Source organism: uncultured Rothia sp. (assembly GCF_963544205.1).
In the GTDB taxonomy this organism is placed as follows: Bacteria; Actinomycetota; Actinomycetes; order Actinomycetales; family Micrococcaceae; genus Rothia.
Map to the genome: position 1 here is coordinate 1 of NZ_CAUUDY010000024.1, position 14,036 is coordinate 14,036.

Annotated in this window: 13 protein-coding genes; 7 read left to right on the forward strand and 6 right to left on the reverse strand. The window is 61.4% G+C overall.

What is annotated here, in order from left to right; genetic code table 11:
* Positions 1-169 precede the first annotated feature (169 nt).
* The 5 genes from RWZ58_RS08505 to RWZ58_RS08525 all read left to right on the forward strand — a co-directional run bounded on the left by RWZ58_RS08505 (position 170) and on the right by RWZ58_RS08525 (position 3,718).
* Positions 170-352 carry a hypothetical protein gene (locus RWZ58_RS08505; protein ID WP_304268467.1) on the forward strand — a complete coding sequence of 61 codons (183 nt, stop codon included), beginning with the start codon at positions 170-172 and terminating at the stop codon, positions 350-352.
* Positions 353-489: 137 nt separating this feature from the next.
* Positions 490-990 (forward strand): Cys-tRNA(Pro) deacylase, encoded by a 501-nt coding sequence (ybaK, locus tag RWZ58_RS08510; RefSeq protein WP_005506356.1) that lies wholly within the window; start codon positions 490-492, stop codon positions 988-990.
* Positions 991-1,077: 87 nt separating this feature from the next.
* Complete coding sequence (msrB, locus tag RWZ58_RS08515; RefSeq protein ID WP_314658357.1) at positions 1,078-1,554, forward strand: peptide-methionine (R)-S-oxide reductase MsrB; 477 nt, start codon at positions 1,078-1,080, stop codon at positions 1,552-1,554.
* A 213-nt stretch (positions 1,555-1,767) separates the two neighbouring features.
* Positions 1,768-3,033, forward strand: a complete 1,266-nt coding sequence (locus tag RWZ58_RS08520; protein ID WP_314658351.1) for an HRDC domain-containing protein — start codon at positions 1,768-1,770, stop codon at positions 3,031-3,033.
* Between the two features lie 175 nt (positions 3,034-3,208).
* The gene (locus RWZ58_RS08525) at positions 3,209-3,718 is read left to right on the forward strand and encodes a Rieske 2Fe-2S domain-containing protein (RefSeq protein WP_303943728.1); all 510 of its coding nucleotides are present in this window, start codon (positions 3,209-3,211) and stop codon (positions 3,716-3,718) included.
* A 143-nt stretch (positions 3,719-3,861) separates the two neighbouring features.
* Here the strand turns inward: RWZ58_RS08525 and dxs are convergent, their stop codons facing one another.
* The 3 genes from dxs to RWZ58_RS08540 form a co-directional block, all read right to left on the reverse strand.
* On the reverse strand, positions 3,862-5,934 hold the full coding sequence (gene dxs, locus RWZ58_RS08530; protein WP_294458697.1) for a 1-deoxy-D-xylulose-5-phosphate synthase: 2,073 nt from the start codon (positions 5,932-5,934) through the stop codon (positions 3,862-3,864).
* Positions 5,935-6,159: 225 nt separating this feature from the next.
* Positions 6,160-7,809 carry a TRAM domain-containing protein gene (locus tag RWZ58_RS08535; RefSeq protein WP_314658353.1) on the reverse strand — a complete coding sequence of 550 codons (1,650 nt, stop codon included), beginning with the start codon at positions 7,807-7,809 and terminating at the stop codon, positions 6,160-6,162.
* Between the two features lie 223 nt (positions 7,810-8,032).
* The gene (locus tag RWZ58_RS08540) at positions 8,033-10,168 is read right to left on the reverse strand and encodes an APC family permease (RefSeq protein ID WP_314658354.1); all 2,136 of its coding nucleotides are present in this window, start codon (positions 10,166-10,168) and stop codon (positions 8,033-8,035) included.
* 193 nt (positions 10,169-10,361) lie between these two features.
* Between RWZ58_RS08540 and RWZ58_RS08545 the strand changes: the two genes are divergently transcribed.
* Together RWZ58_RS08545 and RWZ58_RS08550 are read left to right on the forward strand one after the other, a co-directional pair.
* Entirely contained in the window at positions 10,362-11,228 is an 867-nt protein-coding gene (locus tag RWZ58_RS08545) for a TrkA family potassium uptake protein (RefSeq protein WP_070484239.1), read from the forward strand.
* Positions 11,229-11,882: a TrkA family potassium uptake protein gene (locus RWZ58_RS08550; RefSeq protein ID WP_070593496.1), complete on the forward strand. Its 654-nt coding sequence runs from the start codon at positions 11,229-11,231 to the stop codon at positions 11,880-11,882.
* Positions 11,883-12,015: 133 nt separating this feature from the next.
* Here RWZ58_RS08550 and RWZ58_RS08555 read toward each other — a convergent pair whose 3' ends face one another.
* From RWZ58_RS08555 to RWZ58_RS08565, 3 genes are all read right to left on the reverse strand, one after another.
* Positions 12,016-12,822, reverse strand: a complete 807-nt coding sequence (locus tag RWZ58_RS08555) for a DUF3159 domain-containing protein (RefSeq protein WP_314658355.1) — start codon at positions 12,820-12,822, stop codon at positions 12,016-12,018.
* Positions 12,812-13,351 (reverse strand): hypothetical protein, encoded by a 540-nt coding sequence (locus tag RWZ58_RS08560; RefSeq protein WP_049337394.1) that lies wholly within the window; start codon positions 13,349-13,351, stop codon positions 12,812-12,814. Before RWZ58_RS08560 ends, RWZ58_RS08555 begins: the two co-directional genes overlap by 11 nt.
* The coding region (locus RWZ58_RS08565; RefSeq protein WP_314658356.1) for a DUF3710 domain-containing protein at positions 13,351-14,036 on the reverse strand (686 nt) is incomplete at its 5' end. The genes RWZ58_RS08560 and RWZ58_RS08565, both read right to left, overlap by 1 nt.

Consider the following 14,036-nt stretch of genomic DNA (forward strand, 5'->3'; position numbering starts at 1 on the left):
TCTTCTTGGAGCCCTTTGCTGGATTGCTATCATCCTGACTAGTCTTGGCATGCAATTACTCATCGGTATTTACTAAGAAAAAAAGGGAGCCTAAAGGCTACCTCAGAACGTAGACAAACGTCATTTTTGGCGTTTTATCTATGATGAAAAAACTAAAGAATACATTCTCATGCTGGAACACATTTGGGAATTCGTAATGTATGTTGAACCCGACGGGTCATATACCGAAGATAAAAATACTGCCGAGGGGGACGATAACGGCGCTTACATTCTCAAATATTCAGATGGATTTTGGACTGTCATTGGCTCGCTTTCTCAAGAGCAGCTGAAGGAAAAAGGGCTACTGAAATAACCCCATAACCGTTGAGAAGCCACATGTGTTTCGAGAAGCCACCATTATTGTGGCTTTTCGAAACACATGTGGCTTCTCGGCGCATAGGTATCAGCGCATAGGTATCTGCGCATGGTGACTTCCGTAAAATGGTGTCTATGGCTAAGAAAACTAAAGGTAAGAAGAGCGGCGCAGCAACCGCCGCCGTAGCACTGCTGACCGAGACGAACACCCCCTTCCAGATGCGTGAATACGAGCACGTTGAGGGCGTCACCTCCTTCGGTGAAGAGGCCGCGAAGAACCTCGGCGCCTCCGAAGAGCAGGTGTTCAAGACCCTGCTGATCGTGCATGAGAAGGATTTCGCGGTCGCAATCGTGCCGGTCTCTGGCAAGCTGAACATTAAGGCTGCCGCGGCGGCCCTGGGTTGGAAGAGCGCCTCCATGTGCGACCCGAAGGTCGCTGAGCGCCGCACCGGCTACGTAGTGGGCGGTATTTCTCCGCTGGGCCAGAAGACCCCCTCCCCCACCCTGCTGGATGAGTCTGCGCAGCTTTTTGACACGATCATGGTTTCTGGCGGTAAGCGCGGCCTGGACGTTGAGCTCGCCCCGGACGACCTGCTGAAGCTCACCAACGGCAAGTACGCTGACATCCGTGCTTAGTCCGCGCTCAGCGGGAATAATCCGCCCGGCCGCGGCGTTATATATGCCGTAAGAGTCTGGGCATGAGAGCAAACTGAAGGAGTCATGATGGGCAATTCGCTACCCGGCGTGGGTGCTATCGCCAAGAACTGGCGTGAGGTGCTCAAGCCTGAAGAGTACGCTGTTCTGCGTGAGGGCGGCACCGAGCGCGCGTTCACGGGCGAGTACTGGAACACTCACACTGAGGGTGTGTATTCGTGCCGTGCCTGCGGTACGGAGCTGTTCCGTTCTGATCAGAAGTTCGATTCGCATTGTGGTTGGCCGTCGTTTTTCGCGCCGCTGGCTGAGGACCGTGTGCGTTACCTGGAGGATACGACGTTCGGTATGCGCCGTGTCGAGGTGCGTTGCGCCGCCTGCGATTCGCACCTGGGTCACGTGTTTGAGGGTGAGGGCTACCCGACTCCCACGGATTTGCGGTATTGCATTAATTCGGTGTGTCTGACGCTGGCCCCGGTTGGTGAAGCACAGCCCGGTGATACTCCGGTTGACGAGGCGTCAGCTGACGAGGCGGAATCCGCCGAATAACCCCCGGCAAGACCCCTCGCAGGCACACCGGTGAACCCCTTATTGTGAGTCTCTCTAAATTCGAGGCTTTAAGCTCGGGCGGGTAGAATGGCGTAGTGCCTTCGCGGGCACGCCACCCCGCCCGGGCTCGTGTTTGCTCGGGCGTGCGCCTACCCGGACATCTGGCGCATCGTATGGGCGCGTCGAACCAGACAGAGGAAAAGGATTGAGTGCATGAGTACCGCAGCTGAACAGAATGCCGCAGGCACCCCTCAGCTGACCCTTAACGGTATCGAAGTTCCGGACGTTGTTCCTCTGGAGGCCCCTTCCGCACCGATTCCGACCCTCATCAATACGGAGAGCGGTCTGCGTCGTGCCGCCGAGCAGTTGGCGGCCGCGTCCGGCCCGGTGGCTGTTGATACGGAGCGCGCTCAGGGCATCCGCTACGGTTCGCGTGCTTTTTTGGTGCAGCTCAAGCGTGAGGATCAGCTGTACCTGATTGATCCTGAGGCGTTTAAGGATTTGCGCATTATTAACGATGCTCTGGCGGATGCTGAGTGGGTTATTCACGCCGCGATTCAGGACTTCCCGAGCTTGGATATGCTCGGTATGCGCCCAAACCGTCTGTTTGATACGGAGCTTGGTGCGCGTCTTGCCGGTTTGGAGCGCGTGAACCTGGGTGCGACCGTTGAGGAGCTGCTCGGCTATAAGCTGGCGAAGAAGCACTCTAAGGAAGACTGGTCGCGCCGCCCGCTACCGGAGTCCTGGCTGAACTATGCGCTGCTGGACGTTGACGTGCTCATTGATTTGCGTGACGCGTTGGAGGAGCTGCTCCGCAAGCAGGGTAAGCTGCAGTACGCCCTGGAGGAGTTCGAGTACCTGTGCAAGACCCCGGTGAAGGATCCTACGGATCAGCCGGAGCGTTGGCGTAAGACGAAGGGCCGCACGATGCTGCGTTCGGTCAAGCAGCTGACGGCGCTGCGTAACCTGTGGCTTGAGCGTGACTCGCTGGCGCGTAAGAAGGACGTTGATGCGAAGCGTCTGCTGCCCGATTCTGCGATTGTGGAGGCGGCACGCACCATGCCGCGTAACGTGCCCGCTATCATGGCGATTCCCGGTTTTCAGACGCGCGGCCTGCGTCGTGAGGGCCCGCGCTGGGTGCGTGCGATTGCCGCGGCGGCACGCGGTGAGAACGCTGTACCGTTCACGTTGCCGTCAACTGCCCCGCCGCCGTTGAAGGCGTGGGAGTCCAAGCGCCCCGAGAATCTGGCGCTGTTCACCGAGGTTCGTCAGGCGATTGATGAGCTCTCGGAGGAGCTGACCATTCCGGCGCAGAACCTGATCACGACCGATTATGTTCGCCGCCTCTGTTGGGAGCCGCCGGCTCGTTTCGACGAGCAGACCCTGCGGGATGCACTCGCCGAGTACGGTGCACGCCCCTGGCAGACGGGTCTGGTTGCCCCGGTGATTGCGCCGATTTTTGCCCGCCACCTGGGGTAGCTTTCTCTAACGCTGAATAGATGTGTGTGCCGGTTGGGTGTGTTGCTGATGCCACCGCCCAACCGGCATTTCTATTCTCTTCGCGGGTGCAGGCGGAAACCAAGCTTAGCCTGCTCTCATTCGATTTTTATCCCAAATCGGCATAGGGTGGAGAGAGTACACGAAAGGAACCACCATGCCCGCACCCAACGGATGCTGCCGCTCTCAGAAGGCATGCGCCTCCCCCGCTACTGAATCTGCCGTAGCTACCGCAGAGACTGAATCTTCTGCACGCGTCTTCTCCCGCCGCGCAACCCTTATCACCGGTGCTGTAGCATCCGGTGCGTTGCTTGCCTCCTGCGCTGAGGGCGACGGCGCTGTCACCGCGCCCGAAGGCACCGTTGAGGTGGGTTCCGCCTCCGCAGTGGGCGTGGGCAAGGCTGCTAAGCTGACCCACGGCTCCACGACCGTAATCGTCTCCCAGCCGTCCGCGGGTGAGTACAAGGCGTTCAGCACCGTGTGCACCCACCAGGGCTGCCAGGTGCAGGTGCAGGATTCTAATCGCATCGTGTGCCCCTGCCACGGCTCCGAGTACGCTGTGGCTGACGGCTCGGTCGTGCACGGCCCCGCGGAGGAGGCGCTGACCAGCTACCCGGTGCAGGTGAAGGGCGGCAAGATTTTCGTTAGCGGCACCGGCAATTCCTAAAACCGGCGGCTCAGAACCTACGTACGGCAAAACATGCATACAGCAAAGCCCCGCCTATCACGAATGATGGGCGGGGCTTCGTACTGTCTATAGCGCGCCTACCGCTCAAGTAAGCGCAGGAGGCACATACATCAGGTACGGCGCTAGCGGGTGTGGCGCGGCTTCTGACCCTCTTCACGTGCGAACGGAACCTTATCGCCTGCCAGCTGCGCACGCAGGTCCGCGATAATGGTCTCCGCGGTGAGGCCGACCTCTTCCAGAATCTGCTCGCGGGAAGCGTGCGGAATGAACTCCGCCGGAAGACCCAGCTCGCTCAGCGCGGTATCCACGCCAGCCGCACGCATTTCCTGGCGGATGCGCGAACCCACGCCGCCGGAACGCACGCCGTCCTCAATGGTCACCACAATGCGGTGGTCACGAGCCAGCTCAACGACCGAAGACGGCACCGGCATCACCCAGCGCGGGTCAACCACGGTGGACTGAATACCCTCGGCGGCAAGCACCTTGGACGCTTCCAGAGCCACGCGAGCCATAGCGCCCACGGCAACGAACAGTACGTCACGCTGACCGGTCTCCGGGTGGGGTTCACCGGTGCGTGCCAGCACGTCCACACCGTCGCTGCGGCGCTCCAGGGCGGGAATGTCCTCGCCCACGGAGCCCTTCGGGTAGCGAATCACGGTCGGTGCATCGTTAATAGCTACAGCCTCACGCAGCTCTTCGCGCAGGGTCGCGCCATCACGCGGAGCCGCCAGGTGCAGACCCGGAATGAACTGCAACATCGCCAAATCCCACATGCCGTGGTGGCTTGCACCGTCCGGACCGGTAATGCCGGAGCGGTCCAGCACCACGGTCACGCCCGCCTTGTGCAGGGCAACGTCCATGAGCAGCTGGTCAAAGCCGCGGTTCAGGAAGGTTGCGTAGAGGGCAACCACCGGGTGCATGCCGCCGTACGCCAGGCCGGCACTCATCGCCACGGCGTGCTGCTCAGCGATACCTACGTCAATAACGCGCTCGGGGTGGCGCTTCTGGAATTCGCGCAGACCCACGGGAATGAGCATCGCGCCGGTAATACCGACGACGTTCTCCTGCTCATCCGCAATATCTGCGATTTCGCTACCAAAGACGCCGGTCCACGACTCGGAGGTGCTGGTCGAAACATCCTCACCGGTCAGCGGGTCAATCTGGCCCACCGCGTGGAACTGATCGTCCTCATTCGCGCGGGCGGGCGCGTAACCGTGGCCCTTCTCGGTAATGGCGTGCACAATCACCGGGCCGGCGTAGTTCTTCGCCGCGGTCAGTGCGTTCTCCACAGCCTGCTGGTCGTGGCCGTCAATGGGGCCCACGTACTTCATGCCCAGGTCTTCAAAAATGCCCTTGGGTACGACGACGTCCTTAATGCCCGCCTTCATGCCGTGCAGGCCGCGGTACACCATCTGACCGACGGGGCCGCCACGCTGCAGACCGATGCGCACCGCATCCAGTGCGTGGTCGTAGCGGTGATCGAGGCGCACACGATCCACCTGCTGCTGTACACCGTGCTTGAGCTCAGAGAGCTGGTTCGCGAAACCGCCAATGGTCGGCGCGTAGGAGCGGCCGTTATCGTTGACCACAATCACGACCTTGCGGGTGCGGTCAGCAGCAATATTGTTCACAGCCTCCCACGCCATGCCGCCGGTCAGCGCGCCGTCACCAATGAGGACCACGGTGTAGCGGTCATCTTCACCGTTGAGCTTGTGCGCGCGAGAAATACCGTCAGCCCACGAAATCGAGCTGGAGGCGTGCGAAGAAGCAATAATGTCGTGCTCAGACTCGCCACGATCCGGGTAACCCGACAGGCCACCCTTCTGACGCAGAGTCTTAAACGCGTGACGACCAGTCACCAGCTTATGCACATAGGACTGATGGCCGGTGTCGAAAAGAATGTTGTCCTTGGGAGATTCGAAGACACGGTGAATGCCGAGGGTCAGCTCCACAACGCCCAGGTTCGGGCCCAGGTGACCGCCGGTCGCCGACACGTTCGTCACAATGAACTGGCGGATTTCCTTAGAGAGCTCCTCCAGCTGCTCGTAGCTGAGGTTCTGCAGGTCCGCCGGAGACTGAATACCCGGGAGCAGCTTGGCAGTGGCACCATTGCCAATGCTGTAGTCGGCGGTGGGTGCGCCACCGGCGGCGCTATTCGGGGTCTCCTCCTGCGGCAATGCGTTTTCAGCGGACATACACCCACACTCCTCAAGGTCGGGGCACGGCTCATTCCGTGCGTTGGTTCTTCAATGATTCTACCGTTTACGGTGCCAAAAAGCAGATTTATGCGCCCGCAGAGCAAGACGCACCGGGTTGAGCGAAAACAGCCTGAAATAACCCCTAGTGGGCATGCTGGTGAACAGCCCAACCCGCCCAACACAGCGATTATTTGCTTCTTTGTTACGGCAACTAGCTGCGCGCTACTTGGTGCGGCGGCGGCGCGGACGAGGCTTCGCCGGGGCACGCTCAAAAAGCGCCACCGACTCCACGTGATGCGTATTCGGGTACATATCAAACGCCCGAAGCTGCACCATGTCCCAACCCAGCTCACGCAAAATACCGGTGTCACGACCCAGGGCTGCCGGGTCGCACGCCACGTACAGAATGCGCTTGGGGTCCAGCGCATCCAGGCGTTCCAGGGTGGTACGGTTCGCGCCCTCACGGGACGGGTCAAGGACCACCGCATCAATGGCGGGGATTTCGCCAAACTCAAGGGCGGTCTTCAAATCCACCAGGTGGCGTGCCACATCGCCGCGAATCACCTCAATGCGGGTGTCCGCAGAGTTCTCGGTGCGGGAGCAACCATCCGGTGCGAAGTTCGAGCGCGCATCCTTATGGGTCACCGGGGAGCCCTCAATGCTGATGACGGTACCGGTTGCGCCCACGGCGTCCGCGAGCGCGGCGGTGAACAGGCCCGCGCCGGCGTACAGGTCGAGGGTGCATTCGCCTTCCTGCGGGCGGAGCATGGTGAGCATGGTTCCGACCATGGTGGAGGGGGCGGCGCGGTGAATCTGCCAGAAGCCGCCGGCGGACACCTGGTAGCTGAATCGGCGGGAGCCGAAAGTGACTTCTTCGGTGACGGAGCGCAGGCCCGCGCCGAGTAGCTGGTCGCCTTCGGGTACGCGGCGGTAGGGGGTGTGGGCGGAGCCGGGGCGGCGGCGCTTGGGCTTGCCGTTGGAGGTGGACTGCGGGGTGAAGAAGAGCGAGATCTTACGCTTGGCGAGCAGTCCCCAGGCGTCGGCTGCCTGCTGTTCGATGTCCTTGGCTACCTCTTCGATGGAGAAGCGCGGGTCAACGATGAACTGCAGTAGGACCCTGCCGCGGGAGGAGACGGTTGCCTCGACTTCGCGTACGCCGCGCAGGTTCAGCTTCTCAAGCTCTAGGTTGCGCAGTTCGGGTGCGGCGAGGGGAAAGTCTATAACCGGTACGGGCTGGGAGGCACGGTACGGGTGCATGCCGACGCGCCAGGTGACGGCGGGGCTCTTTTTGCCGTTCTTCTGCTCGCTGTTCTTCTCTTCGCTATCGTGCGCGCGGACCTTGGTCACGGTGTAGCGCACTCGGGTACGCCAGGACAGGCCCTCGTTGTTATCGCGCAGGGGCAGCTCTTCAACCATGAGGTTGGTCAGCAGGGGCGATTCGAGGGGCAGGCCGCCCAGGCGGTTGATTTGGGTGCGGACGATATCGGTCTTGTACCGTCGCTGCTCAGCCAGGCTGATGTGGCCGTATTCCATGCCGCCGAGTAGTTCGGGTACACCGGTTGCTGCGGCGCGTTCCTCATCGGTTGCGAGCGCATCCGCCTGGATCCAGGGGTGGGGGCGGCGTGCCAGGGAGGGTACGGGTACGGAGATGACGTCTGCGAAGTAGAAGCGGCGCTTGGGGCCGATTGCGGTGATGCGCACTTCTGCCTGTTCGCCGACGATGCCGTGACGCACGAAGATGACGCCCTGTTCGGTGCGCGCTACGAAGGCGCCGCCGTGCGCGGGTGCCTCACAGGTGACGGTGAGGGTCTGCCCGACGCTGTATCCGTCTACGTTGTTGGAGGCGGCAGGCGTGGTAGCAGTGTGGGTCACAGCATTGTCTCCTAAAGAATCACTTAATGTGAACTATTTTACACCGGATTGTGCCTTTGCTCCGGTTCCGACGCCCCCGCATGGGGCGCCTCATCCATTACAAAAGGCAAAGTCCAGGCGCTATGCGGGGTGCTCAAGCAAAGTTACGGGGCAATTGACCGGGCTCGGCACCAGGGCAAATATTTCTGGGCGCTGGGCAGTCATGCTGGGCGCCGGGCGATTATTACGGCTGGCGTTTCTTCTCGTGCGCCACAGCGTCCACCTCGTGCAGGCGACCGCGGTACACCGCGTGGCGGTTGCTCTGAATCAGCTCGCGGCCACCACCGGCTGAACGAGTAATCTTCGGGGCAACAGCTTCCGTTGGGCCTTCTGTTTCTACCGTTGATTCTTCGCTTTGTAAACGCTGATCAAAAATCTCATCATACACCTCATCCTCGTGCATCGCCCAGGGCACGGTCGCCGTCATGACGCCCGGCTCGTGCAGGAGCGCCCGCTTGAGGCGGCGCACCGTGCGGCGGTGCAGAAGACGCTGCCACCAGTGCTCCACCACGAACTCCGGCAGGTACACCACCAAAATATCGCGCGGCGACTTCTTGCGGCGGCGGCGAATATACGAGACGACAGCCTCCACCGTGTCACGGTACGGCGAATCAATCACCGACAGCGGCACCGGAATGCCGAGGGCATACCAGCGCTTCTTCACAACGTCCAGGGCGGCGCGGTCGTTGTTGACGGTCAGCGCCTCAATGGTGGAGGGGCGGCCTGCACGCGCATACGAGAGGGCGCGAACCGCCGGGCGGCGCACACGCTCCACGTACACGATGGCGTGCACGCGCGAAGGCAGGGCCGCCACATCCGCAACGGATTCGGCGTTCAGGGGGATGTCCAGGGCGGCATCCACCGCATCGTAGTGACGGCGAGTCACAACCATACCTCCAACCATCAGGGCAATCATTCCAAGGGAGAGCCAGGCGCCGGCGGCGAACTTCGTCACCACGATGGTGACCAGCACCGCGGTGGTCACGACCACACCCACAGTAGAGACCGCAATATCGCGTAGCAGGGCGCGGCGCGGCATCTGCGCCAGAGTAATGCGCAGCAGACGCATGCGGTAGCGCACCACCGCCAGCTGCACCAGCATCATGGACAGGCACATGCCCACAATGTACAGCTGAATCAGCGAGTACACGTCCGAACCGAAAACGCAGGTGAGGAAAATTGAGAATGCCGACAGAGCCAGCACACCGTTCGCGTACAGGCCGCGTGAATCCACGCTGCGGAAGAATACCGGCAGGTACTGGTAATCAGCCAGCGACGAAGCAATCACCGGGAAGCCCGTAAACGCCGTCAGCGAGGCAATAATCAGCACGCCCACCGTGGCGAACACCAGCAGCTGCGCGAAGAACGGCACACCCTGATAAATCGCCAAAGCAACCTGGTACAGCGCCGGCTTCTGGTGGAAGTACTCCCCCGGCGTGTGCCCGTCAATGAACAAGAAACGGGTCGTATCGTGCACCATGTGTACGCGGGTTGCCGCCGCAAAACCGAGCAGGCTCACCAGCAGGACCGAGGTGATTAGGCCCATCAGCATCATGGTGACCGCCGCGTTATATTTCTTCGGGCGGCGGAAATACTTCACCGAATTAGAAATCGTCGAAACACCCGAGAACGCCACCAGACCCGCAGAGAAAGAACGCGCCAGAAGTAGCACCAGCGCCAGGCCCTCCAGTGAATGGGTCTCCAGCTCAGGGGCAATCACGTAGGTCGCCGACTCAGCCAGCGGCAGCGTACCCGTGGCGGCACGAATCCAACCCACAATGAGGGTGACCCCCAACAGCGCCAAGAAAACGTACAGCGGCCAGTACGCAATCTTGCCCAGTAGCTGCACGCCACGCAACGCAAACAGCGTCAAGGCAACAATGAGCAGCACCGCAATGAGGGTGCGCCAATCCTGAATCTGCGGGTACAGCGCCACCAAAAACGAGGACGCCGAAGACATCGAAACCGCCACCGTGAGCATATAGTCCATCAGCGAGGATGCACCCATCACAATCGAGGGCAACGCACCCAGTTTGCGGTGCACCAGCTGAATATCGCCCTCGGAAGCAATCTGGTTGATGTTGTACCGATACGTGCCAATCACCAGCAGACCGACCATCGCCACACCCAAACCAATCCAGGGTGAAAAAGCGAGCGCAGACGCACCAGCAGCGGCAAGGGTCAGAATCATCTGGTCGGCTGCATAGGCGACCGAAGAGATGCCGTCGGCACCAAAAAGAGGCAGGGCGTAGCGCTTCGGCAGCGCGACTGCCGAAAGATTTCGCGTGCTGACCGGCTGACCGGTCAGGGCGATGCGCATCCTATCCCAACGATTCCTCACGCTGTTAAGGCTATCGGTCGCGGCTTCAAAGCTCAATTTTATTCAGCCGAATAGTGGGCATTGCGAGCGGAATATCACGGAGCATCGGCGTGGAGGCTCACCCGCCCATTACACTGGTAGAGGTAGGCGGTAACGCCTTATCACCGTAAAACATCAACACTCGGAGGGATGTATGCCTCACTTCGTCATTATGGGTGCCGGACGCGTGGGCGTCATGCTGGCGCGCACTCTGGAAGCTTCGGGGCATACGGTCGCCGTCATTGACCAGGACGAACGCGCTTTCCAGCCGCTGCGTAAAGGCTTTGAGGGCCGCCTGGTGACCGGTGTCGGCTTTGATGAGGACACCCTCAAGCGTGCCGGTATTACCGAGGCGTACGCTTTTGCCGCCGTTTCTTCGGGCGATAACTCGAATATTATTGCCGCCCGTGTGGCACGCGAAATGTTCAAGGTGAAGAACGTTGTGGCGCGTGTGTACGACCCGAACCGCGCCGAGTTCTTCCAGCGCATGGGCATTCCCACGGTCGCTTCGGTGCGTTGGTCCACCGACCAGGTGCTGCGCCGCCTGCTACCTGAGCAGGCGCTCAAGGGTGATTTCCGCGAACCCTCGGGCCGCCTCATGCTCACCGAAATTCCGCTCGATGACGGTTGGGCGGGTCACGCCCTGACCAGTATCGAACGTGCCGCCGGGGTGCGCATCGCCTACATCACCCGCTTTGGTGAGGGCATGCTCCCCCGCCCCGATTCCGCCTACCAGCAGGGCGATAGTGTGCACGTCATGATGCGCACCGACGACGTTGCGGACGTAACCCGTATTCTCTCCCGCCCGCCGCGCGTTGAAGACGAAGAAGTGGAGGCGAACTACGCCCCCGCCTCGGGCCACCGCAAGCACCCCCACGCCCCGAAGAAACCCGCCGAGCAGAAGCACAACGACGGCCCCGTTATCGAGCATGAATTCCATCTCGGTGACACTCCCCCAGAGCTGCCCGACCCCCTCGAACTCATCGGCCGCCATCGTGATTCCTCGAAAGGTGAGAAGTAAGTGAAGGTCCTCATTGTTGGTGCCGGTTCCGTGGGCGCCTCCATCGCTAAAGAACTCATGATGAACGGCCACGACGTGACCATCATCGACTCCAAGCCGGAAGCTAAGAAGCGCGCCGACCTGCCCGGTGTGCGCTGGCATATTGGTGATGCCTGCGAACTGTCCGTACTGCGCCAGGTGCACCCGAACAAGGCGGACGTGGTCGTTGCCGCAACCGGTGACGATAAGGCAAACCTGATGGTCTCGCTACTGGTGCGCAGTGAGTTTGGTGTGCCGCGCACCGTGGCGCGCGTGAACAACCCGCGTAATGAGTGGCTCTTTGACGACTCCTGGGGCGTGGACGTTGCCGTGTCCACCCCGCGTCTGATGACCGCCCTCGTCGAGGAAGCCGTGGAAGTCGGCGACGTGGTGCGCCTGCTGACCCTGCAGGCTGGCGGTGCGACCCTCGCCGAGTACACCGTGCCGGATGACCACCCGGTCATCGGTTACCGCGTGGATCACGTGCAGTGGCCCGTTGATACGGTGCTCACCGCAATTCTGCGTGACGGCGCGCCGATCCCGCCCAGTGCCGACGTGGCGATTGAGGGCGGCGACGAGCTGTTCTTCATCACGACCATTGCCGGTGAGGATCAGATCCGCGCACTGTTCGCCTAAGCGTTTATGCGCAAGCTTTTGCATAGCGTTTATACGTAAGTTTTTGAGGAGGCGAAAGCCCCGGTCACCCATACGGGTACCAGGGCTTTCGCTTACTTTTATGAAGCTATTTCACGAAGTCGCGGACTGTGATTTAGCGGTTCTTGGAGCTTTCAGAATCTCCGGGCACCTCAGTTTCTTCAGCATCCAGCGCCTCGGGGTCCTCGCTCACCGGCGCCTCCTCGGGAGCCGACACACGCCACGCCAGCCACACGCCCAAAGCGTACAGCGGCAGACCCATAATCAGGCGGGTCGCGCCCAGCGCTTCCACATTATCCGCAAAATACAGGGGCACCTGCACGGCAAGGCGCAGCAGCATCAGCACGGTAATAATCCAGGTCGCCAGCATGTACTGGCGCAGGCGCACCGGGTTCTGGCGCCAGCTCAGCGCCTCACCGCGAATGACCGCAAAAATCAGGCCCGTAATCGGCCAACGCACCAGCATCGACAGCAGGTACGCCAGGATGTACACGCCGTTCGTCCAGAAGCCCACCACAAAGTAGTCGCTCGCATTACCGGTACGGTACGCTGCAAACGCACAAATCGCCACGCCCACCAGACCGGTCAGCGCACTCACCAGCTTAGAGCCCTGCACCAGGCGAATCAGCGTGAACACGCCCGCCGCAGCCAACGCCGCAATCAGGGACAGGTTCAGTTCCTTCGTCACGGTGAACAACACCAGGAACGCCACAGCGGGCAGGGAGGATTCCACCAGGCCGCGCCAGCCGCCAATAGCGTGCAGAATATCCACATCACCGTTGGCGGTGCGGCGCATATTCGCACCCATGGAGGCGCTCAGGCTCTGCGCCAGCTGATTTTCCTCCTGCGCCGGGTCAGCAGCCGGGCTAGTTGCGGGGTTAGCGTTCGGATCGGGCTGGGTCGAAGACTGCTCAGCGCTCATGTTTTCCCTTCTCAACAAAGAATTGCGGCACGATCTCATAGCGCGGGTTATAAATCACCGGCTGATGAGCCCTCACCGACACCACACCGGAACAGCGCAACAACGCACCGGCAAGCACACCGGGCACCATCCGCTGCCCCTGCCACTTCAGTAGCACCCTATCCCCCGGGTTGAACGGCGCATACGGCGGGAAAGACACCTCGTGAGGCTCCTGCACCGCCACGGTCGCCAAAGACGCCGTGTTCAAATGGTGCTGCTTCTCGAGGTCCTCGGATTCCTCCTCGAAATCCTCACCGGGCGGCTCCACAATCGGCATACCAATCAGCGCCAGCGGGCTCGACCACTGCAGGGGCTTCGACTTAGCCACCACCAGCTCGGCACGGTACATCGGCTTATCCTGCAGCGCAGGCAGCCATACCTGCTCCACGCGTCCGGCAAGGCGTACGCGAAAGCGCTCGGGGTACCCGGGAGCAAGAATCTGCTCCTCAGGAACCGCGAGCGCACTCGGGTAGTTCGAGAACTCAGGCATTAGCCAATCTCGGTAATCTCAGGGCCGCGGCGAGGCATCGGGCGCAACTTGCTGTGCTCGTTCTCGGTCTCTTCTTCCACGGCGGGCTCTTCCTCAGCCACAACCAGGTCGGCGGGCAGAGTCATGGGCAGCAGTTCGCGCGGCGGGCGCGGGTCGTCGCCACGGTCCACCACGACAGTGCGGAAGACTTCCTCCACGGAGGCGGCAGCCTTATCGTCACCGAGCACAGCCGCGCCGGAGATGACGCCGCGCAGGAACCAGCGGGGGCCGTCCACACCCACGAAACGGGCGATGCGCTCGCCGGGCTGACCGTCCGGGGTGACGGCGGGCAGGCGGGTCAGCATCTCGGCACCGAATACGCCGGCGTAGATTTCGACGATGCCGCCCTGGGAGGCGACGGACTCGGTCAGGTCGTGACGGATGTCATCCCAAATGCCGGTGGTGCGCGGTGCGGCGAATGCCTGCACCTGCAAGGTTGCGCCGTCGCGGGTGATGGTTGCGGCGATGACCGCGCCGGTTGCGTCGTCAGTTTCGAGGCGCAGGTTCATGCCGTCGAGCAGCTTGATGCGCAGTGCACCCAGGTCGACGTAGTCTTCGAGGTCTTCGGCGGTGACTTCTTCAATGTCGTGCGGGCCGTTGACGCGGTCGTACTTAATGACCTCGGGAGAGTTCTCCTCTTCCTTCA